The 21,967-nt window shown below is 74.8% G+C and carries 6 protein-coding genes and 2 pseudogenes; all 8 read left to right on the forward strand.

Annotated elements, in window-relative coordinates; all coding sequences use genetic code 11:
- Window positions 1-1,568 (forward strand): LuxR family transcriptional regulator (locus ADK86_RS45150; protein ID WP_267888783.1); only part of this gene is annotated, 1,568 nt, incomplete at its 5' end.
- Between the two features lie 422 nt (window positions 1,569-1,990).
- The gene (gene aroF, locus ADK86_RS04285) at window positions 1,991-3,046 is read left to right on the forward strand and encodes a 3-deoxy-7-phosphoheptulonate synthase (protein ID WP_053695360.1); all 1,056 of its coding nucleotides are present in this window, start codon (window positions 1,991-1,993) and stop codon (window positions 3,044-3,046) included.
- A gap of 311 nt (window positions 3,047-3,357) precedes the next feature.
- Window positions 3,358-3,843 (forward strand): annotated as a pseudogene (locus tag ADK86_RS04290) (winged helix-turn-helix domain-containing protein); the annotation flags it as partial.
- A 428-nt stretch (window positions 3,844-4,271) separates the two neighbouring features.
- Entirely contained in the window at window positions 4,272-5,267 is a 996-nt protein-coding gene (locus ADK86_RS04295; RefSeq protein ID WP_030180450.1) for a ParB/RepB/Spo0J family partition protein, read from the forward strand.
- Between the two features lie 479 nt (window positions 5,268-5,746).
- Window positions 5,747-7,813 carry an ABC transporter ATP-binding protein gene (locus ADK86_RS04300; RefSeq protein WP_053695362.1) on the forward strand — a complete coding sequence of 689 codons (2,067 nt, stop codon included), beginning with the start codon at window positions 5,747-5,749 and terminating at the stop codon, window positions 7,811-7,813.
- Between the two features lie 114 nt (window positions 7,814-7,927).
- Window positions 7,928-10,312, forward strand: a pseudogene (locus ADK86_RS44200) (AMP-binding protein); the annotation flags it as partial.
- A 128-nt stretch (window positions 10,313-10,440) separates the two neighbouring features.
- Complete coding sequence (locus ADK86_RS04310; RefSeq protein WP_078951789.1) at window positions 10,441-17,271, forward strand: non-ribosomal peptide synthetase; 6,831 nt, start codon at window positions 10,441-10,443, stop codon at window positions 17,269-17,271.
- A complete protein-coding gene (locus ADK86_RS04315) occupies window positions 17,268-21,920 on the forward strand; it encodes a non-ribosomal peptide synthetase (protein WP_199834348.1) in 4,653 nt (1,550 codons plus the stop codon). The genes ADK86_RS04310 and ADK86_RS04315 overlap by 4 nt, the downstream gene beginning before the upstream one ends.
- Window positions 21,921-21,967: the final 47 nt, after the last annotated feature.

Genomic DNA, 21,967 nt, shown 5'->3' on the forward strand with positions numbered 1-21,967 from the left:
GTCATCTGCTGTGGTTCGGCAGTACGGTTGAGGCGCTGGAGGTGCATCGGGTGGTGGAGGGCCTGGGGGAAGGGGAGGGGCTGGGGGGGAGGGGGGAGGTGGGGGAGGTTGGGGAGGGGGCTGTGGCTTCTGGGCGGTGGGGAGTTGGTGGGGCGGGGGAGCGGCAGGTGCTGGAATCGGCCAGGCTCTGGTTCGCCTATGGGTACCCCGGGGTGGCCGCCCGGTGTGGGGCCGCGGTGGCCCCGGGGCCGTACGGGGGCGCGGGGGCCGGCGGCCGGATCTCGCGTGTGGTGGCCGGGTGCGGTACGCAGCAGCGGGCCCTTGCCCTGATGGCTTCCGTACTGGACCAGGGCGCGGCCGAGGACGCGGTCGTCCGTGCGGAACGGATTCTCCAGGAGACCCGGCCGGAGGACCGGACCCCGGCGGCAGGGCTGGCGGCCCTGGTCGCGCTCATCGTCGCCGACGGGCTGCCGGAGGCTTCCCGGTGGTGCGACATCCTGCTGGCGGAGGCGCGCGAGCGGCGGGCGCCGATGTGGCAGTCGCTGTTCGCCACGGCCAAGGCGTACACCGAGATCAGACTCGGCGAGCTGGCCGCGGCGGAGGAGTCGGCGCACACCGCGCTGACCGTCGTCCCGCCCGAAGGGTGGGGGGCGGCCGTCGCGGCCCCGGTTGCCGCGCTGCTGTACGCGAAGGCCGCCATGGGGCGGCTGGACGAGGCCGCGGCGCACCTGAGGATTCCCGTGCCCGACGCGGCGTTCCGGACGCCCGGCGGGCTGTTGTACCTCTGGGCGCGCGGCCACTACCACGTCGCCGCGGGCCGCCCGTACGCCGCGCTGGAGGACTTCCACCGGTGCGGGGACCTGATGGCGCGCTGGCGTCTCGATCTGTCCGCGCTGGTGCCGTGGCGGTCCGACGCCGCGCAGGTGTACGTCTCCCTGGGGGACGACCGCCGCGCCCGGTCCCTCCTGGAGGAGGAACTGACCCGTCCCGGCCCCCGGCCGCCGTGGACGCGCGGGGTCGCGCTGCGGGTGCTGGCGGCGCTGGCCGAGCGTGCGGACCGCCCGCGGCTCCTCGCCGAGGCCCTGGACATCCTCCAGCGCAGCGGCCACCGGCTGGAGCTGGCGTACGCGATGGCGGAACTGTCGTACAGCTACTGGGACAGCAACGAGGACGGCCGGGCCCGGGTGGCGGCGCGCAAGGCGCAGCAGCTGATGCGGGAGTGCGGCATCAAGGCGCCCGTCCTGAAGGCGTCGCCGGTCGGCGCGGCGAGCGCCTGCCCGCCCGAGCGGTCCGAGCGGCCCGGGGCGGGGCGTTCGGCCACCGGGCTGAGCGGCGCGGAACTGCGCGTCGCGACGCTCGCGGCACGCGGGTACACCAACCGGCAGATAGCCGGGGCGCTGTTCATCACGATCAGCACGGTGGAGCAGCACCTGACCCGGGCCTACCGGAAGCTGGGCGTGCAGCGCCGTACGGACCTGGCGACCCGGCTGAACCTGGACGCCGAGGAGGGAACCGGGCCGGCCGGGTGCGGCGACGGCTTATCGCGGGACTGTCTGCGGGCCGGTTAGCCGGGAGCCGGCCGGGAGAGCGGGGCGTGATCCGTTGGCCCCGGCTGGCGGGGGTGCGCCCTCGGCCGGTACGGGTCCGCCCAGCGCCCCAGCCGGTACGGACCCGCAGCCGGTACGTACTCACACTCGGCCCAGCTCCGCCCCGCCCCCGCCCCCCCGATGTTGCGCGGTTGGACACCCCGACCTCCACCTGTGGAATGATTGACCGCAATACCATATTCCGCGAACTCCCTTGAAAACAGCCGCAGTTGTCGTGCATCGCGGCGGCTCGGCGGGGGTGCGCGCACGGGCGCCGCGGTACGGCCGGACGGCCCCGGGGAGCTCCAGCAGACGGACCGGCGCACGGCGGTGCGGGCGTGCGCCGGTTTCTCGCAACCACATCCGGCCGGCCGGTGCCGGCCCACTCAACGGGAGGAACCCTCATGGTGGTGGTGATGGCCCCGGGGGCCACGCAGGAGGATGTCGACGCCGTCGTCGGACTGGTGCGCGCGGCGGGCGGTGATGCCTTCGTCAGCCGGGGGGTGACCCGTACGATCGTCGGGCTCGTCGGGGACGTGGACGAGTTCGAGGCGCTCAACCTGCGCAGCCGCAAGGGGGTCCTGGACGTCGTACGGATCTCCGTGCCGCACAAGCTCGTCAGTCGGGAGCACCACCCCGCCCGGTCGGTCGTCCGGGTCGGCGGTGTGCCGATCGGGCCCGACACCCTGTCCGTGATCGCGGGGCCGTGTGCCGTCGAGTCGCCGGAGCAGACGCTCACCGCGGCGCGGATGGCCCGTGCCGCGGGGGCCTCGCTGCTGCGCGGCGGCGCGTACAAGCCGCGGACCTCGCCGTACGCCTACCAGGGTCTGGGCGAGGCGGGGCTGCGCATCCTCGCCGACGTGCGCGAGGAGACCGGGCTTCCGGTGGTCACCGAGGTCATCGACCCCGGCAGCGTCGAACTGGTCGCCTCCTACGCGGACATGCTCCAGATCGGCACCCGTAACATGCAGAACTTCGCGCTGCTGCAGGCGGTGGGTTCGGCGGGCCGGCCGGTGCTGCTCAAACGCGGGTTCGGCGCGACCATCGACGAGTGGCTGATGGCCGCCGAGTACATCGCGCAGCGCGGGAACCTGGACATCGTGCTGTGCGAGCGCGGTATCCGCACGTTCGAGACGCGCACCCGCAACACGCTGGACATCAGCGCGGTGCCGGTGGTCCAGCGGCTGTCGCACCTGCCGGTGATCGTGGACCCGTCGCACTCGGGCGGCCGGCGCGAGCTGGTGCTGCCCTTGATGCGCGCCGCGCTGGCGGTGGGCGCGGACGGCGTGATGATCGACGTACACCCGGCGCCGGAGTCGGCGCTGTGCGACGGCGACCAGGCGCTGCTCGACGCCGACATGCAGGAGATCGCCAAGACGGCCACCGTCCTGTCGCCGCTGATGGGCCGGTCGCTCACACAGCCGGCGCCGCGGACCCCGGCGGGGATCACCGCCCCCTGACGCGGCTGCCGCGTCGAGCGCTTCGAGGGTGCGGGGCGCGCGGAGGTGCGGGCGGCGCGCTGGGGCTCCGGCACCGGCCGGGCGTGCGCCGTCGGTAGGGGTACCCCGACGGGCGCTCGGACGAAAGCGCACACGACCCACCGTCCGGCCGCTTGGTACAGGCCAACTTCCGTACGTGCGGCCGGACGGGTGGGGCGCCGGGGGACGGGTGTTCCCCGGTGCACCGGACGGCCCGCGATAGGGGTACCGGCGCTGAACCGGTGATGTCGGGCCAGGCTGACGCATCGCGAATCTTGCGGTATGTCGGAGAGATGCGATACGCACAGGGCGGCGGACTGACCGCCGAGCGGCGGGAGTTCCGCGAACGGCTGCGGCTGCAGGCGGTCGAGCGGTTCGCGCGGGGCGAGAGCAACGCGGTGATCGCCAGGGATCTGCGGGTGAGCGTGCGGTCGGTGCAGCGGTGGCGCAAGTCCTGGCGGAGCGACGGGGCACGGGCCCTGGGCTCGAAGGGGCCGGCGTCCCGGCCGCGGCTGAGCCCGGCCCAGTTCCGCCAGCTGGAGGCGGAACTCGCCAGGGGGCCCGCGGCATACGGCTGGCCGGACCGGCGCTGGACGCTGGAGCGCATCCAGACCGTGATCGCGCGCCGCTTCCACGTCACGTACACGATCCAGGGGGTGCGCAAGATGATGCGCCGTCACGGGTGGTCGTACGCGGCGCCGGCGTCCAGGGCGGCGGAGCGGGGCGCGGGCGGCTGGGTCCGCACGGAGCGGGGACGGGAGGGGCGGGCGGCGGGTGCCCCGCGTTCCCGGCGGAGCGAATGACCCAGGTGGTGAATGCACATATTCTTCGGCGGCAGGGGATCTTCGGGAATGCGCCGTTCCCGATACCGCGCGGAATGCGACATTGCAGGTTCAGCTACGTCAGGTAGGGGTGCCCCGTAGATAAAGGCACTGTTAGAGTATGTATCTGTATGGGGGAAGATGGTTTGTTTGCATATGTGTTCCGCTTCGCGTCGCGAGTTTCCTGCGATCCTGCGGTGCGGGAACCCTCCTCCCCCGCCGGGAGTTGCAGAAGAAGGAAGAGAAGCGGGGGTGGGTTCTACGCCTGAACGGCCCGGTGATGTCTCTCTCCGGCGGACATCGCCGATGCACGGGCCTGCCGTAAGTCGTTAGGGTGCGCCAGCGCGAGCTTGCGCACGGGGGAATCACAACGCGAGGAGCCTGGAGTGGAACCTGGGCAGGCGCACGTGGATATGCAGACGGTCGTCGAAGTGGAGATCGATTCACTGTCGGTGGCCGGCTCTCCGCGCATATCCGGGGAAGATACGGAGCACGTCGAGATGCTGGCGGTGGCACAGGCGCCGCTGCCGCCCATCATCGCGCACCGCGCGACGATGCGGGTGATCGACGGAGTACACCGATTACGAGCAGCACAACGCCGCGGTGACGACAAGATCGCGGTGAGATTCTTCGACGGCGACGAGGCCGACGCCTTCGTCCTCGCCGTCGAATCGAACATCACGCACGGCCTTCCGCTGTCCATGGCGGACCGCAAGAGCGCGGCCGAACGCATCATCCGCAGCCACCCGTTGTGGTCGGACCGGATGATCGCCTCGGTCACCGGCATCGCACCGGGCACCGTCGCGGAGATCCGCCGCCGGGTGTCCGGCGCCGCCGCCGCGGGGCGCGGCAGGATCGGCCAGGACGGCCGCTTCCGGCCGCTGAACGGCGCCGAGGGCCGCCGGCTCGCCGGCAACCTCATCGCCGAGAACCCCGGCCTGTCGCTGCGGCAGATCGCGCGGGCGTCCGGGATCTCGCCCGAGACGGCGCGCGATGTCCGAAACCGGCTGCGCCGGGGCGAGGAGCCGCTGCTCAAAGGGCGGGGCCGGCCGGCCCGTACGTCCCGGGAGCAGGAGCCCACCGGGCACAGCGGCCCCCGCGACGGCGACGCCGCCGCGGTCCCCGCCCGGCTGCCGGCGCAGGACCGGACGGTGGTGGTACGCCGCCTGAAGGTCGACCCGGCCCTGCGGTTCAGCGAGACGGGGCGCACGCTGCTGCGGCTGCTGAGCATTCACACGATCAGCGCGGAGGAGTGGGACGACATCATGGCAAACATTCCTCCGCACTGCAGCGGCATCATCGCCCAACTGGCCCGTGAGTGTGCGGATATCTGGGCGGATTTCGCCCAGCGGGCCGAGCGGAACGTCGTCGAAACCGTGTGACAGACGACCGGGCCGTGTCCAAGTGAGGAAAGCGACCGGTTGGACGGACTCCGCACCGTCCAACCGGCCGCGGTGGAAAAGCGCGTACGGTCGGTACCGGCGGGTGCCCGCGAGAGCGGTGCCCGCCGGGCCGCCCGGCCGCCGAACCCGAGCAATTCGCCGGTGAATCGGTGCGGTGCGGACCGGTGATCCGCCTCGGAATTCCTTGGGTATGCGGGAGAGAAATCCAGTAACGGTGTGAAACCCCGTGCGCCGCCCCGGGCATATCGGCCTGGCTGGTGGGAGACGACATGGGTATCGTCGCAACGGCGCACCCCTTCGGGGAAAAAGACCGCCACCGCGAAGCGGCCGGCCGGTCCTGACGAAAGCTTGCCGACACCACGGAACAGGTGCCCTTGTGGCGCCGCCCTTCGCATGCGGTCGGCCGAATGACCAGGAATCAGGTACCAGGAATCCCGACCCAGGAGGTCTCCGCTGATATGTTTGCCGGTCAAGGCTCGGGCATCATGCTGGCGACGTACGACGACCCGGGCAATTCCACGGCTGCGCAGCGGCTCCGGCCGGGAACGCTCCGCCGCATCCTGTCGTACGCGAAACCGCATTCCCGCGAATCGGCCCTGCTGCTGGTGCTGACGCTGCTCGATTCGCTCATCATCGTCTCGACCCCGCTGCTGCTGAAGGAGATCGTCGACGTCGGCATCCTGCAGAAGGACACCTCGACGCTGACCGTCGTCTCCCTCGTCGTCGCGGGCCTCGCCGTGCTCGACGCGCTGCTCCAGCTCGCCCAGAGCTGGTACTCGGGCCGGATCAGCCAGGGCGTCAGCTACGACCTGCGGGTCCAGGCGTTCGCCCACGTACAGCGCCAGCCGCTGGCCTTCTTCACCCGGACCCAGACCGGGTCCCTGGTCAGCCGCCTCAACACGGACGTGGTGGGCGCGCAGCACGCGCTCGGCACCCTCCTGGGCTCGCTGTCCAGCGTGTTCACGCTGGTCCTGGTGCTGGGCAGCATGTTCTACCTGTCGTGGCTGGTCAGCCTGATCGCGCTGCTGATCCTGCCGCTGTTCATGATTCCCGGCGCGCTGGTCGGCCGGCGGCTGACCCGCTACTCCCGTGAACAGATGCAGATGAACGCGGAGATGGGCGCCACCATCGGCGAGCGCTTCAACGTCGCGGGCGCGATGCTCTCCAAGCTCTTCGGCCGCCCCCGCGAGGAGGCGGACCTGTTCGCGAAGCGCGCGGGCAAGGTGCGCGAGGTCGGCGTCACCTGGACCGTGCTGAGCCGACTGACGGTCATCATCATGACGCTGCTGGCCGCCGTGGTCACCGCGCTGGTCTACGGCCTCGGCGGCGCCCTGGTGATCAACGGGACCTTCCAGGTCGGCACGCTGGTGGCACTGGCCGCCCTGCTGGCGCGGCTGTACGGGCCGATCACCCAGCTCTCCAGCGTGCAGGGCGACGCGCACACCGCCATGGTCAGCTTCGACCGGATCTTCGAACTGCTCGACCTCAAGCCGCTGATCACCGAGCGGGAGGGCGCCGTCGACCTGCCCGCGCCGGACGGCGCGGCGGCCCCCGAGGTCGCCTTCGAGGGCGTGTCCTTCCGCTACCCGCCGGCGAGCGAGGTCTCGCTTGCGTCCCTGGAGTCGAACGCGCTGCCCGCCGACGAGCGCGCCAAGGAGACGCCCGAGGTGCTGCACGACGTCAGCTTCACGGTGCCGTCCGGCAAGCTGACCGCCCTGGTCGGCCCGTCCGGCGTCGGCAAGACCACCGCCACGCACCTGGTCTCGCGGCTGTACGACCCGACGGCGGGCAGCGTCCGCATCGCCGGGCAGGACCTGCGCGACATCACCCTCGACTCGCTGCGCCGCACCGTCGGCGTGGTGTCGCAGGACGCCCACCTCTTCCACGACACCATCCGCAACAACCTGACCTACGCCCGCCCCGGCGCCACCGAGGAGGAGCTGATCGAGGCGTGCCGGGCCGCGCAGATCTGGGACACCATCAGCTCGCTGCCCAGCGGCCTCGACACCGTGGCCGGCGACCGCGGCTACCGGCTCTCCGGCGGCGAGAAGCAGCGCCTCGCGCTGGCCCGGCTGCTGCTGAAGGCGCCCTCGATCGTGGTGCTGGACGAGGCCACCGCGCACCTGGACTCGGAGTCCGAGGCGGCCATCCAGCGGGCCCTGAAGACGGCGCTGCGCGGCCGTACGTCCGTCGTCATCGCCCACCGGCTGTCCACCATCCGCGAGGCCGACCAGATCCTGGTCTTCGACGAGGGCCGTATCCGCGAGCGGGGTACGCACGACGAGCTGCTGGCGGCCGGCGGGCTCTACGCGGAGCTGTACCACACGCAGTTCGCCCGGCAGGCCGCGGGCGGCGGGCCGGAACCGGCCGTGCCCGAGCCCGTGGCGGAGCGCGAGCCCGCGCCGCAGATGGCGCCGGGGGGCCCGGGACACATGGTCTTCTTCGACGGGGACGGGCCCGACGGCGGAGGCGCTCCGGGCGGCGGCGTGTGGCACACCAACGGTCAGGGCCCCGGCGGCCGCTGACCTCCGGCCGCCCGGCGGCCGCGTACACGGGGAAGACCGCGCCACCGCAGCGGACCACCGCAGCGGTGGCGCGGCAGGCAGAGCGAGCAACGGTTTGCCGTCGAAGGGGGAGACATGGAAGGCCAGGCACAGTTCACTGCGCCCCTGACCGATTGCCAGGAGGGGACGTGGCTGGCCCAGCGCGCGGAGAACCCGCCCCGGCCGTACGACATCAGGCAGTACGCCGACGTCCTGGGCCCGCTGGACACCGACGTCTTCCGGCGGGCGCTGCGGCAGGCCGTCACCGAGACGGAGGCGCTGCGCCTGCGGTTCACGTGGGACGGCGGGGTCCCGGCGCAGGCGATCGGCGAGGCCGTGGGCGACAGCGCCCTGCGGATCGTCGATCTCGGCGCCGAGGGCGAACCATGGGAAGCGGCGCGGGCGTTGATGCGCGCGGACGGCCGCCACCCGGCCGACCCCGCCGAGGACGGCCTGACGGGTCTGTCGTCGTACATCCTCTTCAAGCTGGCCCCCGACCGGTACATCTGGTACCAGCGCCACCACCAGCTGCTGGTGGACCACTACGGGAGCACGCTGCTGGCCCGCCGCGTCGCGGCTCTCTACACGGCGATCCTGCGCGGCGAGCCGTACAGCCCTCCCGGTCACGCCCCGCTGCGGGAGCTGTGGGAGCAGGAGGCGGCCTACCGGGAGTCGCCGCAGTGCGCGGCCGATCGCCGTTACTGGCACGAGCACTTCACGGACCGCCCGGAGCCGGCCACCGTGCCCGGCCACCGCTCCGCCTCCCGCGACGCCCACCCCCACGCGTCCGGGCGGCTGTCCGACGCGGGCCGGGAGGCACTGCGGACGGCCGCCGACCGTACGGGCACGAGCCGGGGCGCGCTCGTCGTCGCGGCACTGGCCACCTTCGTGTGCCGCACGACCGGGGCGGACGAGGCGCTGCTGAGCTTCCCGGTCGACGGCCGTACGGGCAGCGCGGCCCGGCGCACGCCCTGCGCCACCGCCAACGTGCTGCCGCTGCGGCTGCCCGCGGCGCCCGGCGACAGCCTGGCGGAGCTGGCCCGCGCGGCGCAGCGCGAGATCGACGGGCTGCTGGAGCACCGGCGCTACCGGGGCGAGCGCCTGCACGCGGAGCTGGACAGGCCGGGCGGCGGGCGCAACTTCGGCCCGTCGGTGGCCGTCCCGGCGATCGGTACCGGCCTGCGCTTCGGTGAGGTCCCCGGCACGCTCCACGATCTGCCGGGCGCCCCCGTGGAGGCGTTCTCCGTGGTGGTGCGCGAACTGCCGGACGACGCCGGGACGAGTGTCGTCCTCGAAGCCGACCCCGCGCTGTACGACCAGGAGTGGGCCGGTGCGGGCCAGCGGGCCTTCGTGCGGCTGCTGGAGCAGGCGGCGGCCGAGCCCGAGGCGCCCGTCGGCCGGTTCGGCGTGCTGGGCGCGCCGGAACACGGGCTGGTCGTGGAGGGGTGGAATGCCACGGGCGCCGAGGAGCCGGGCACGTCGGTGCCGGAGCTGGTCGCCCGCCAGGCCGCGCGCCGCCCCGGCGCCATGGCCGTGTCCGATGACGAAACTTCCTTCACCTACGGCCAGTTGGATGCCGAAGCGGGCCGCCTGGCGGCCTACCTCAGCGGCCTCGGGGTGACCCGCGGCAGCCGCGTCGCCGTGCTGATGGAGCGCTCGGCCGGACTGCCGGCGGTGCTGCTCGGCGTCTGGAAGGCGGGCGCGGCGTACGTACCGGTGGACGCGGCGTACCCGGCGGAGCGGGTGGCCGTCATGCTGGCCGACTCCGCGCCGGCGGCCGTGCTGTGCACCCGCGGCACCCGGGCCGCGGTGCCGCCCGGCGTGCCGGGGCCGCTCGTGGTGCTGGACGACCCGCGGGTGCGGGCGGCCGTGGCCGGGTGCCCGGCCGAGGGCCCGGCGGTCCGGATCGGCCCCGAGGACCTGGCGTATGTGATGTACACCTCCGGCTCGACCGGGGTGCCCAAGGGCGTGTCGATGCCGCACGGCAGCGTCGCCGGGCTCGTCGGGCAGCGGGACTGGTCGGTCGGCGCGGGCGACGCGGTGCTGATGCACGCACCGCACGCCTTCGACGCGTCGCTGTACGAGGTGTGGGTGCCGCTGGTCTCGGGCGCGCGCGTGGTGGTGGACGGGCAGGGCGTGGTGGATGGGCCGCGTATCCGTGCGGCCGTGGCGGCGGGGGTCACGGCGGTACATCTGACGGCGGGGTCGTTCCGGGTGGTGGCGGAGGAGTCGCCGGAGTGCTTCGCGGGACTGCGCGAGGTGCTGACCGGCGGCGACGTGGTCCCGGCCGCGGCGGTGGCGCGGGTGCGGGAGGCGTGCCCCGAGGTGGCCGTACGCCATATGTACGGGCCGACCGAGGCCGCGCTGTGCGCCACCTGGCACCGGCTGCGGCCGGGCGTCCCGGTGCCGGACGTGCTGCCGGTCGGCCGCCCGCTGGACAACCGGCAGGTGTACGTCCTGGACGCGTTCCTCCAGCCCGTGCCCCCGGGCGTGACGGGCGAGCTGTACGTGGCCGGCACCGGGCTGGCCCGGGGCTACCTGGGCCGCGCGGGGCTGACCGCGGAACGCTTCGTGGCCTGCCCGTTCGCGCCCGGTACCGCACCGGCGACATGGCGCGCTGGACCGACGACGGCGAGCTGGTCTTCGTCGGCCGGGCGGACGCGCAGGTCAAGGTGCGCGGCTTCCGTATCGAGCCGGGGGAGATCGAGGCGGCGCTGGCGGCCCACCCGGCGGTCGGCGAGGCCGTGGTGGTGGCCCGCGAGGACCGGCCGGGCGAACGCCGCCTGGTCGCGTACGTCGTCGCGCAGGCGCCGGAACCGGCCCGCGACGGACACCCGGCGCGTGACGGACACCCGGCGCGTGACGGGCAGCCGTTCCGCGACGAGCCGGGCGGGCGGGAGCGGACCGCGGCGGACAGCGCTCCCGCACTGCTCACCGGGGAGTCCGGCGGCAGCGCGGGCGCGGGCCACGACACCGGCGCGCTGCTCGCCGCGCTGCGCGAGTTCGTGGGCGGGCGGCTGCCGGAGTACATGGTGCCGTCGGCGTTCGTGCCGCTGGACGGGCTGCCGCTGACCGTGAACGGCAAGGTCGACCACAAGGCGCTGCCCGCCCCGGAGTTCGCCGGGCGCGGCAGCGGCCGGGAGCCGCGCGGCGCCGCGGAGGAAGCCCTGTGCGCGCTGTTCGCGCAGGTGCTCGGCCTGGACCGAGTCGGTCCCGAGGACAGCTTCTTCGAGCTGGGCGGCGACTCGATCATGGCGGTGCAGCTCGCCTCGCGGGCCCGCCGCGCCGGGCTGGTGCTCACCACGGAGCAGATCTTCGACGAGCGGACCCCGGAGGGGCTGGCGCGGCTGGCCCCCTCGGCGGTCGAACCGCCGCGTACGGAGACGGAGACCGGCGAGGTGCCCTGGACGCCGCAGACCGCTGCGTGGGGCGGGCGCTTCGCGCGCTGGGTGGTACTGGAAGCGCCGGACGGCCTGCGGCCGGACACGCTGCCGGCTGCCGTCGCCGCCGTACTGGACACCCACGCCGTGCTGCGCGCGCGGACCGTCGCCGGTGACACCGGGGCGTCTCTGCTCGTGCCCGGCTGGGGGACGGTGGACGCGGCTGCGCTGGTCACCCGGGAAACCGTGGCCCCGGCGGACCTCGACCGGGCCGCCGGGCGGGCGGCCCGCGAGGCGGTGGCGCGACTCGCCCCGGCGGCCGGGACGAACCTCCAGGTGGTGTGGCTGGACACGGGCCCCGCGCGGCCCGGCCGCCTGGTGCTCGCGGCCCACCACGCGGTGGTGGACCCGGCCTCCTGGGGCGTCCTCGTCCACGACTTCCGGTCCGCGTGCGAGGCTGTGGCGCAGGGGCGGCAGCCGGTGCTCGGCCCGGTGGGCACCTCGTTCAGGGAATGGGCGGGACGGCTGGCCGCGCAGGCGGCACAGGAGCAACGCGCCGCCGAACTGGACGACTGGCGTGCGATGTTGGAGGGCGGGGCCGGGCTCGGCGACCTGCCGGACTTCGAACCGGCAGGCATACGGACGCCGGGTGCGGAACGCCGCATGGCCTGGACGATGCCGCCGCAGCAAGCGGCAGCGCTGCTCGGCCGGGCGCCCGCCGCGTTCCACTGCACCGCCGACGACGTGCTGCTGGCCGCGCTGGCCGCCGCGGTCGCGTACGGGCGCACGGGTGCCGGGACCGGCGTGCTGCTCGACATCGAGACGGACGGACGGCGTGGCGCCGGAGCGGTCGAAGGCGCGGACCTGTCCCGTACGGTGGGCCGGTTCACCGGCGTGCACCCGGTCCGGCTGGATGTGTCCGGCACGGCCCTGGACGAGGTCCGCGCGGGCGGCCCGGCCGCCGGGGCGCTGCTGAAGTCCGTAAAGGAACAGGTGCGGTCGGTGCCCGGCGACGGCTTGGGCTACGGCCTGCTGCGGCACCGCAACCCGCAGGCGGCCCGCGCACTGTCGGACCTGCCCGGCGCCCGGATCGCGTTCCGCAGCTCGGGCAGCCCGGCCGAGGGTGTGGAATCGGGCGCCGTACCGGCCGGTGGCGAGCCGTCCCCGTACGCCCTGCACGCCGAGGCCACGATCGGCCGGACCGCCGACGGGCCCACGCTGACCCTCGCGCTCACCTGGCACCACCAGGCGGAGGACCGCCGGACCGACGCCGCGGCGCAGCGGCTCGGCCGCCGGTGGGTGGAAATGCTGGGCGGCCTGGCCGCCCACGCGGCGCGGCCCGGATCGGGCGGCCACACCCCGTCCGACTTCCCGCTGCTCGACCTCACCCAGGACGGCGTCGCGGAGCTGGAGGCCGCCGTGCCGCGGCCGGCCGACATCTGGCCGCTGTCGTCCCTCCAGGAAGGGCTGCTGTTCCAGTCCTCCTTCGACGAGGAGGGGCCGGACGTCTACGAGACCCAGTGGATGCTGGAGCTGACCGGGCCGCTGGACGTCACCCGCCTGCGCGCCTCCTGGGAAGCGCTGCTGGCCCGGCACGACGCGCTGCGGGCCAGCTTCCACCGGCGCGCGACGGGCGAGGCCGTCCAGGTCGTCTCCCGCGACGTACGGCTGCCCTGGAAGGAGATCGACCTCTCGGGCCTGACCGAGGCCGACGCCCTGTCCGGCATCGAGGAACTGGCCACCCGCGAACAGGAACGCCGCTTCGACATGACGCGGGCACCGCTGCTGCGGCTGCTGCTGATCCGCCTCGGCGCCGGCCGCCACCGGCTCATCGTCATCAGCCACCACATCCTGATGGACGGCTGGTCGATGCCGGTCCTGCTGTCCGAGCTGGCCGAGGTCTACGCGGCGGGCGGCGACGCCTCCGCCCTCGCCCCGGCCACCTCCTACCGCGGCTACCTCGCCTGGCGGGCCCGCCAGGACAAGGACGCCGCGCGCGCCGCCTGGAGCGCCGAGTTCGCCGGTACGGGGGAGCCGACGCTGATCGCCCCGGGCGCGGTGGACCGGGGGCCGGTGGACGCCGGGCACCTGATCACCGACCTTCCCGAACGGACCACCCGCGGCCTGTCGGAGCTGGCGCGCCGCCACGACCTGACGGTCAACACGCTGCTGCAGGGCGCCTGGGCGCTGGTGCTGGCCCGGCTGGCGGGCCGTACGGACGTGGTGTTCGGCGCCACCGTCGCGGGCCGCCCGCCGGAGCTGCCCGGCATGGAGTCGATGGTCGGCCTGCTGATCAACACGGTGCCGGTACGGGTACGCCTGGACGCGGCCCAGCCGGTGCTCGGCCTGCTGCGCGACCTCCAGGAGCGCCAGTCCGCGCTGGTCGCCCACCAGCATCTGGGCCTGCCGGAGATCCAGCACCTCGCGGGGCCCGGCGCCGTCTTCGACACCCTCGTCGTGCACGAGAACTACCCGCGCGCGGTGGCCGCGCCGGGCGACCCGGACGCGCTGGCCTTCGAGGTCCTGGGCACGCGCGAGGCCACGCACTACCCGCTGACCCTCGGCGTCGTCCCGGGCGAGCGGCTGCGCGTCCATGTGGCGCACCGCCGCGGCCAGGTCGCGGCGGACCTCGCCGAAAGGCTCGTCGCGCGGCTGGTGCGGATCTTCGAGCAGCTGATGCGGGACTGCACGCTGCCGGTGGGCCGGGTGGGCGTCCTGGACGCGGACGAACACGCCACCGTCGTGAAGGGCTTCAACCGTACGGACACGCCGGTGGCGGCCACGACGATGCCGGAGCTGTTCCGCGCGCAGGCCGCGCGGACGCCGGAAGCCGTCGCCGTGGAAGACGCCCAACGAAGCCTTACCTACGCGGAGTTGGAGTACGAAGCGGGGCAGCTGGCCCGGCACCTCGTCGAGCACGGGGTGGGGCCGGAGTGCCGGGTGGCGGTCGTCGTCGAGCGGTCGGTGGCGATGGTCACCGCCGTGCTGGCGGTGGCCATGGCGGGCGGAGTCTACGTACCGGTGGACCCCGAGTACCCGGCCGAGCGCGTCGCGTTCGTGCTGCGGGACGCGGAGCCCGCGGTGGTGCTGTGCACCACGCGGACCCGCGGCGCGCTGCCGGACGGCGCGGGCGGCAGCACGGTCGTCCTGGACGACCCGGCGGTGGCCGCGGCCGTGGCGCGCCGCGCGGGCGGTTCCCTGTCCGATGCCGAACGCCCCGCGCCGCTGGGCGTGGACAACGCGGCATACGTGATCTACACGTCCGGGTCGACCGGTGTGCCCAAGGGCGTTCTCGTCGCCCACCGCGGCCTCGCCAACCTCGTCGCGGACCGCGTCGCGCGCTACCGCATCGGCACCGGCAGCCGCCTGGCCCAGCTCGTCTCGCCCAGCTTCGACGTGTCGATGGGCGACATCTGGCCGGTGCTGTGCGCGGGCGCGCGGCTGGTGCTGGCACCGGCCGGGCAGCAGACGTTCGGCGAGGACCTGGCCGACCTGCTGCGCGAGCGCGGGGCCACCCATGTGGTGCTGCCCGCCGCGTTCCTGCCGCAGCTGCCGTCCGACGGCCTGTCCCGGCTGCGGGTGCTGGTCACCGGCGGTGAGCCGATGACCGACGAGGTGCGCCGCCGGTGGTCCGCCGGGCGGGAGCTGTTCAACGAGTACGGCGTCACGGAGGCCACCGTCACCTCCACGGTGACCGCGCCCCTCGACGGGGACAGCGCACCGGCGATCGGCCGCCCGATCGTCAACACACAGGCGTACGTCCTGGACGCCTTCCTCCAGCCGGTGCCCCCGGGCGTACAGGGCGAGCTGTACGTGGCCGGGGTGAACCTGGCGCGCGGCTACCTGGGGCGCCCGGCGCTGAGCGCGGCGCGGTTCGTCGCGAACCCGTTCGCGTCCGGCATGGGGGTCCCCCCGGCCGAAGGCTGGGGGAGGATGTACCGGACCGGGGACCTGGCCCGGTGGACCGCCGACGGTGACCTGGTCTTCGCCGGGCGGGCGGACGCCCAGGTCAAGGTGCGCGGCTTCCGCGTCGAACCGGGCGAGATCGAGGCCGCGCTGACCGCCCACCCCGCGGTCGCGGAGGCGGCGGTGGTGGTCCGCGAGGACCGGCCCGGCGAACGCCGCCTGGTCGGCTACGTCGTGTCCGCCGGGCCGGATCTGGACGAACGGTCCGTGCGCGCCCATGTCGCCGCGACGCTGCCGGACCACATGGTCCCGGCGGCCGTGCTCGTCCTCGGCGAACTGCCGATGTCGCCCAACGGGAAGCTGGACCGCGCGGCGCTGCCCGCGCCCGACTTCGCCGGACAGGCCGGCGGGCGCGAGCCGCGTACCCCCGCCGAGGCGGTGCTGTGCGCGCTGTTCGCCGAACTGCTGGGCCTGGAACGGGTCGGCGCGGAGGACAGCTTCTTCGAGCTGGGCGGCGACTCGATCATGTCGCTCCAGCTGGTGTCGCGGGCCCGCCGCGCCGGGCTGCTGGTGACCTCCCGGCAGGTCTTCGACGAGCAGACGCCGGAACGGCTCGCCGAGGTGGCGGAGCCGGCCGCGGCCGGGCCCGGCGCGGACACCGCGGGTTCGGGGGCCGGCGAGGTGCCGTGGACGCCGGTGATGCGGCTGCTGGGCGAGCGGATCGCGGGCGGCCGGTTCGCCCAGTGGACGGTTCTGGGCGCCCCGGCCGGGCTGGGCCGCGACGTGCTGGCCGCCGGACTGGCCGCCGTCCTGGACACCCACGCCATGCTGCGCGCCCGGGTGGTGGAGCGGCCGGGCGGTCCGGTGCTGACCGTCGGCGGCCGGGGCTCGGTCGACGCGGAGCGCCTGGTGACCACGGTGGACGCGACCCGGGTCCCCGAGGCCGATCTCGACGGCCTCGCGGAACGGGCCGCCGAGGACGCGGTCGCCCAGCTCGACCCGGCCGCCGGCGTCCTGGTCCGGGCGGTGTGGCTGGACGCCGGACCGCACCGGACCGGCCGGCTGGCGCTGGCCGTGCATCACCTCGCGGTGGACGGCGTGTCCTGGCGCATCCTGGTGCCGGACCTGCGGGCCGCCTGCGAAGCCGCGGCGGACGGGCGCGAGACGGACCTCGACCCCGTGGGCACCTCCTTCCGGCAGTGGGCCGCGCTGCTCGCAGCCCAGGCCACACAGCCACAGCGGGTCGCGGAACTGCCGTACTGGACCGCCGTACTCGAAGGGCCCGACCCGGTGCTCGGCACCCGCGCCCTCGACCCCGACACGGACACCTCGGCGACCGTGCGCCACCACACGTGGGAGGTGCCCCGTGAGCAGGCGGCGGTCCTGGCCGTACGCACACCCGTGGTCTTCCACTGCGGCATCCACGAGGTACTGCTCGCGGCACTGGCGGGCGCGGTCGCGCGCTGGCGGCCGGACACGGCGGCCGGGGTGCTGGTGAACGTCGAGGGACACGGACGGCACCCGGTCGCCGGGGCCGATCTGTCCCGTACGGTCGGCTGGTTCACCAGCGTGCATCCCGTACGGCTCGACCTGTCCGGCGTGGACCTCGACCAGGTCCCGGCGGGCGGCCCCGCGGCCGGGGCGCTGCTCAAGGCCGTCAAGGAACAGGTACGCGCGGTGCCCGGCGACGGCCTCGGCCACGGGCTGCTGCGCCACCTCAACCCGCAGACCGGCCCCGTACTGGCGGCCCTGCCGGCCCCGCGGATCGGCTTCAACTACCTCGGCCGGTTCCCCGCGGGCGCGGGCACGGCCGGGCCGTGGGAGGCGGCGGGCCGCACCGCGCTCGGCGGATCGGACGACCCGGACATGCCCGCGCCGCACGCCGTGGAGGCGGGCGCGGTCGTCCGCGACACACCGCACGGACCCGAACTGACGCTCACGGTCGGCGGCCCGGCCGGTGTCCTCGGCGACGAGGCCGCGGCGCGCCTGGGCCACCTGTGGCGGGACCTGCTCGGCGGCCTGGCCGCCCACACGGCCGCGCCGGAGGCGGGCGGCCACACGCCCTCCGACTTCCCGCTCCTGGATCTCGGCCAGGACGAGGTCGAGGAGTTCGAAGCGATAGCAGCACGGCTCGAAGGGGGACTGTCGCTGTGAAGACCTCACCACCGGCCATGGGACCGGCGTCCGGCAAAGGCTCGGCACTGGCCGAGGTGTGGCCGCTGTCCCCGCTGCAGGAGGGCATGCTCTTCCACGCCGGTTTCGACACGCAGGGGCCCGACGTCTACGTCATCCAGCGCACCCTGACGATCGACGGCCCGCTGGACCCGGCCCGCTGGCGCGCCGCGTGGCAGGCCCTGCTCGCCCGCCACGCGGCACTCCGCGCCAGCTTCCACCGCCGCAGGTCCGGCGAGGCCGTCCAGCTCATCAGCCGCGAGGCCGCCCTGCCCTGGCGCGAGACCGACCTCTCGCACCTGCCGGAGGCCGGAGCACTCGCCGAGGTCCGCCGGCTCGCCGCCGAGGAGTGCGCGGAACGCTTCGACCTGGGCGTGGCGCCGCTGCTGCGGCTGCTGCTCGTCCGCCTCGGCCCCGACCGGCACGTCATGGTCCTGACAGCCCACCACATCCTGCTGGACGGCTGGTCGATGCCGATCCTCTTCGACGAGGCGACCGCGGTGTACACGGCGGGCGGCGACGCCTCGGGGCTGCCCCGCACCCGCTCCTACCGCGACTACCTCGCCTGGCTGGCCCGGCAGGACAAGGACGCCGCACGGGCCGCCTGGCACGCCGAACTGGCCGGGGACGGCGAGCCGACGCTCGTCGCCCCCGCGGACCCGGCCCGCGCCCCGGCCCTGCCCGACAAGGCCGAGGCGGAGCTGCCCGCCGCGCTCACCCGCGCGATCACCGACCTGGCCCGCCGCCACGGCCTGACGGCCAACACCGTGGTGCAGGGCGCCTGGGCGCTGCTGCTGGCCCGGCTGTCCGGACGCGACGACGTGGTGTACGGCACGACGGTGGCCGGCCGCCCGCCGGAGCTGCCCGGCGTCGAGTCGATGGTCGGCCTCTTCATCAACACCGTGCCGGTACGCGTACGCCTCGACGCCGCACAGCCCGTACTGGACCTGCTCAAGGACGTCCAGGCGCGCCGGTCCGCGCTGCTGCCGCACCAGCACCTGGGCCTCGCCGAGATCCAGAAGCACGCCGGCCCCGGCGCGGGCTTCGACACGCTGGTGGTGTACGAGAACTACCCGCGCCCTGCCGCCGCCCCGGGCGGGCCCGGCACGCTCTCCTTCACGACCCTGGCCCTGCGCCAGGCCACCCACTACCCGCTGACCCTGGGCATCCTCCCCGGCGACCGCCTGGAAGTGGAGGTCTCCTACCGCCCCGACCTGGTCACCCCCGAACTGGCCCGCGCCCTGACCGGACGGCTGGTGCGGGTGCTGGAACAGGTGGTCGCCGACCCGTCGGCGCCGGTGGGCCGGATCGGCGTCCTGGGGGCGGACGAACGGCATCTGGTCGTGGAGGAGTGGAACGCGACGGCCGGGGAGATGGCGGGGACGTCGGTGCCGGAGCTGTTCGCACGGCGGGTGGCGTCGGCGCCGGATGCCGTGGCCGTGGTGGACGGCCAACGGCGGCTCACCTATGCGGAGTTGGACGCGCGGGCGGGCCGCCTGGCCGCGTACCTGGGCGGCCTGGGTGTGGGCCGGGGTGACCGGGTCGCGGTGGTGCTGGAGCGGTCCGCCGATCTGGTGGTGGCGCTGCTCGGCGTATGGAAGGCGGGGGCCGCGTACGTGCCGGTGGACGCGGGATATCCGGCGGAGCGGATCGCGTTCATGCTGGGCGACTCGCGGCCGGTGGCCGTGGTGTGCGGTGCGGGGACGCGTGCGGCGGTTCCGGTGGACACGGCGGGTCCGCTGGTGGTGCTGGACGAGGTGGGGGGCGTGCCCGAGGCGGCCCAAGTGCCCATATCGGCAGGCGACTTGGCGTACGTGATGTACACCTCCGGCTCCACCGGCATCCCGAAGGGCGTGGCCGTGCCGCACGGCAGTGTGGCCGCGCTGGCCGGGGAGCGGGACTGGTCCCTCGGCCCGTCCGACGCGGTGCTCCTGCACGCGCCGCACGCCTTCGACGCCTCCCTCTTCGAGATATGGGTGCCGCTCGTCTCCGGCGCCCGGGTGGTCGTGGCCGGGAGCGGTGTGGTGGATGCGCAGCGGGTGCGGGAGGCGGTGGCGGCGGGCGTGACGGCGGTGCACCTGACCGCCGGTTCGTTCCGGGTGGTCGCGGAGGAGGCGCCGGAGTCCTTCAAGGGGCTGCGCGAGGTGCTGACCGGCGGCGACGTGGTCCCGGCGGCGTCCGTCGCGCGCGTCCGGGAGGCGTGCCCCGACCTCGCCGTACGGCATCTGTACGGGCCCACCGAGACCACGCTGAGCGCCACCTGGCACCGGCTGCGGCCGGACGAGGCCGTGGGAGATGTCCTGCCCATCGGGCGTCCGCTGCCCAACCGCCGGGTGTACGTGCTGGACGCGTTCCTCCAGCCCGTACCGCCGGATGTGACCGGGGAGCTGTACCTCGCCGGGGCGGGCCTGGCGCGCGGCTACCTCGACCGTCCGGGGCCGACGGCCGAGCGCTTCACGGCCGACCCCTTCGCGCCCGGCACGGGGGTCCCCCCGGCCGAAGGCTGGGGGAGGATGTACCGGACGGGCGACCTGGCGCGCTGGACCGACGGCGGCGAGCTGGTCTTCGCCGGGCGGGCCGACGCACAGGTCAAGATCCGTGGCTACCGGATCGAGCCGGGCGAGATCGAGACCGTGCTCGCCACCGCTCCGGGCGTGGCCCAGGCCGCCGTCGTGGCCCGCGAGGACCGGCCCGGGGAACGGCGGCTGGTCGGCTACGTCGTACCGGACGGGCGGGCCGCTGACGCGGACGCCGACCGCATCCGCGAGCACGTCGCCAAGGTGCTGCCGGACTACATGGTGCCCGCGGCCGTGCTGGTCCTGCCCGAGCTGCCGGTGACGGCCAACGGCAAGGTGGACCGCAAGGCCCTGCCCGCGCCCGGCTTCGCCGGGAAGGCGGCGGGCCGCGCGCCGCACACGGTGGCGGAGGACATCCTGTGCGCGCTCTTCGCCGAGCTGCTGGGCCTGGACGAAGTGGGCCCGGAGGACAGCTTCTTCGCGCGCGGCGGCGACTCGATCATGTCGATGCAGCTCGCGGCCCGCGCCCGCCGTGAAGGGGTGCTGTTCAGCGCCCAGGACGTGTTCGAGCAGGAGACACCGGGCGCGCTGGCCGCCGTGGCCCGGCTCGCCGACGCGGTGCGCGCGGCCCCGGACGCGGGCGTGGGGGAGGTGGCCTGGACACCGGGCATGCTGGCGCTCGGGGAGTACGCGCTGAGCCGCGAGTTCGCGCAGTGGATGATCGTCACCACGCCCGCGGGCCTGCGGCCGGACGTGCTCACCGCCGGGCTGGCCGCCGTCCTGGACACCCACGACATGCTGCGGGCCCGTGTGGAGCGTGCCGGGGGCGGCCCGCGCCTGGTGGTGTCCGCGCGCGGCGCGGTGGACGCGGCCGGGCTGGTCACCCGTATCGAGGTCACGGACGTACCGGCCGGTGACCTGGACGGCCTCGCCGAGCGGGCCGCCAGGGAGGAGACGAAGTGGCTGGACACCGGGGCGGGCGTGCTGGTGCGGGCCGTATGGCTGGATGCCGGGCCGGGGCGGGCCGGGCGGCTGGCCCTGGTGATCCACCACCTCGTCGTGGACGGCGTGTCCTGGCGCATCCTGCTCCCGGACCTGCGGGCCGCCTGCGAAGCGGCGGCGGCCGGGCGCGTACCGGAGCCGGAGCCCGTCGGCGTCTCCTTCCGGCAGTGGGCGGGGGCCCTCGCGGCGCAGGCGGCCGAGGAGCGCCGGGTGGCCGAACTGCCGCAGTGGAAGGGCCTGTTCGAGGACATCGCCCCGCCGCTGGGCGGGCGGCCCCTGGACCCCGATCAGGACACCTTGACCGGCATGCACCGGCACACCTGGGCGCTGCCCGGTGCGACGGCGGCCACGCTGGTCGGGGACACCCCCGCGATGTTCCACTGCGGCGTCCACGAAGTGCTGCTGGCGACGCTGGCGGGCGCGGTGGCGTCCGGGCGGCCCGCCGCCGCGCTCGTCGTGGACATCGAGGGGCACGGCCGCGAACCGGTCGACGGGGCCGATCCGTCCCGGACGGTGGGCTGGTTCACCGGCGTCCACCCGGTCCGCCTGGACGTCTCCGGCGTGGATCTGGACGGGGCGGCACAAGGCGGCCCGGCAGCCGGTGAGCTGCTGAAACGGGTCAAGGAACAGGCGCGTGCGATACCCGGCGACGGCCTCGGCCACGCCCTGCTGCGCCACCTGAACCCCGCGACCGCACCGGAGTTGGACACCCTCCCGGACGCCCACATCGGGTTCAATTACCTGGGCAGGTTCGCGGGGGCCGGCCGCGCCGGGGCGACGGGGGACGCCTGGCAGCCGGCCGGCACCACGGTCGTCGGCAGCTCCGCCGACCCGCGCACACCCGCCCCGCACGCCCTGGAGGCGGGGGCCTACGTCCGGGACACCCCGGACGGACCCGAACTGGCCCTCACCCTCGCCGGACCCGCCGGCCTGTGGGCGGACACCGCCGTCGAACGGCTGGGCCGGCGCTGGCTGGACCTGCTGGACGGCCTGGCCGCCCACACCGCCGACCCGGCCGCCGGCGGGCACACCGCCTCCGACTTCCCCCTGCTGGACCTCGGCCAGGACGAGGTCGAGGAGTTCGAAGCAGGTTTCGCCGACGACCACCCGTAGCCGGGGACCATGGCCCGCCGTGGTCAGCACCTCGTAGTCCGCTGAAC

This window comes from Streptomyces sp. NRRL F-5755 (assembly GCF_001279365.1).
In the GTDB taxonomy this organism is placed as follows: Bacteria; Actinomycetota; Actinomycetes; order Streptomycetales; family Streptomycetaceae; genus Streptomyces; species Streptomyces rimosus.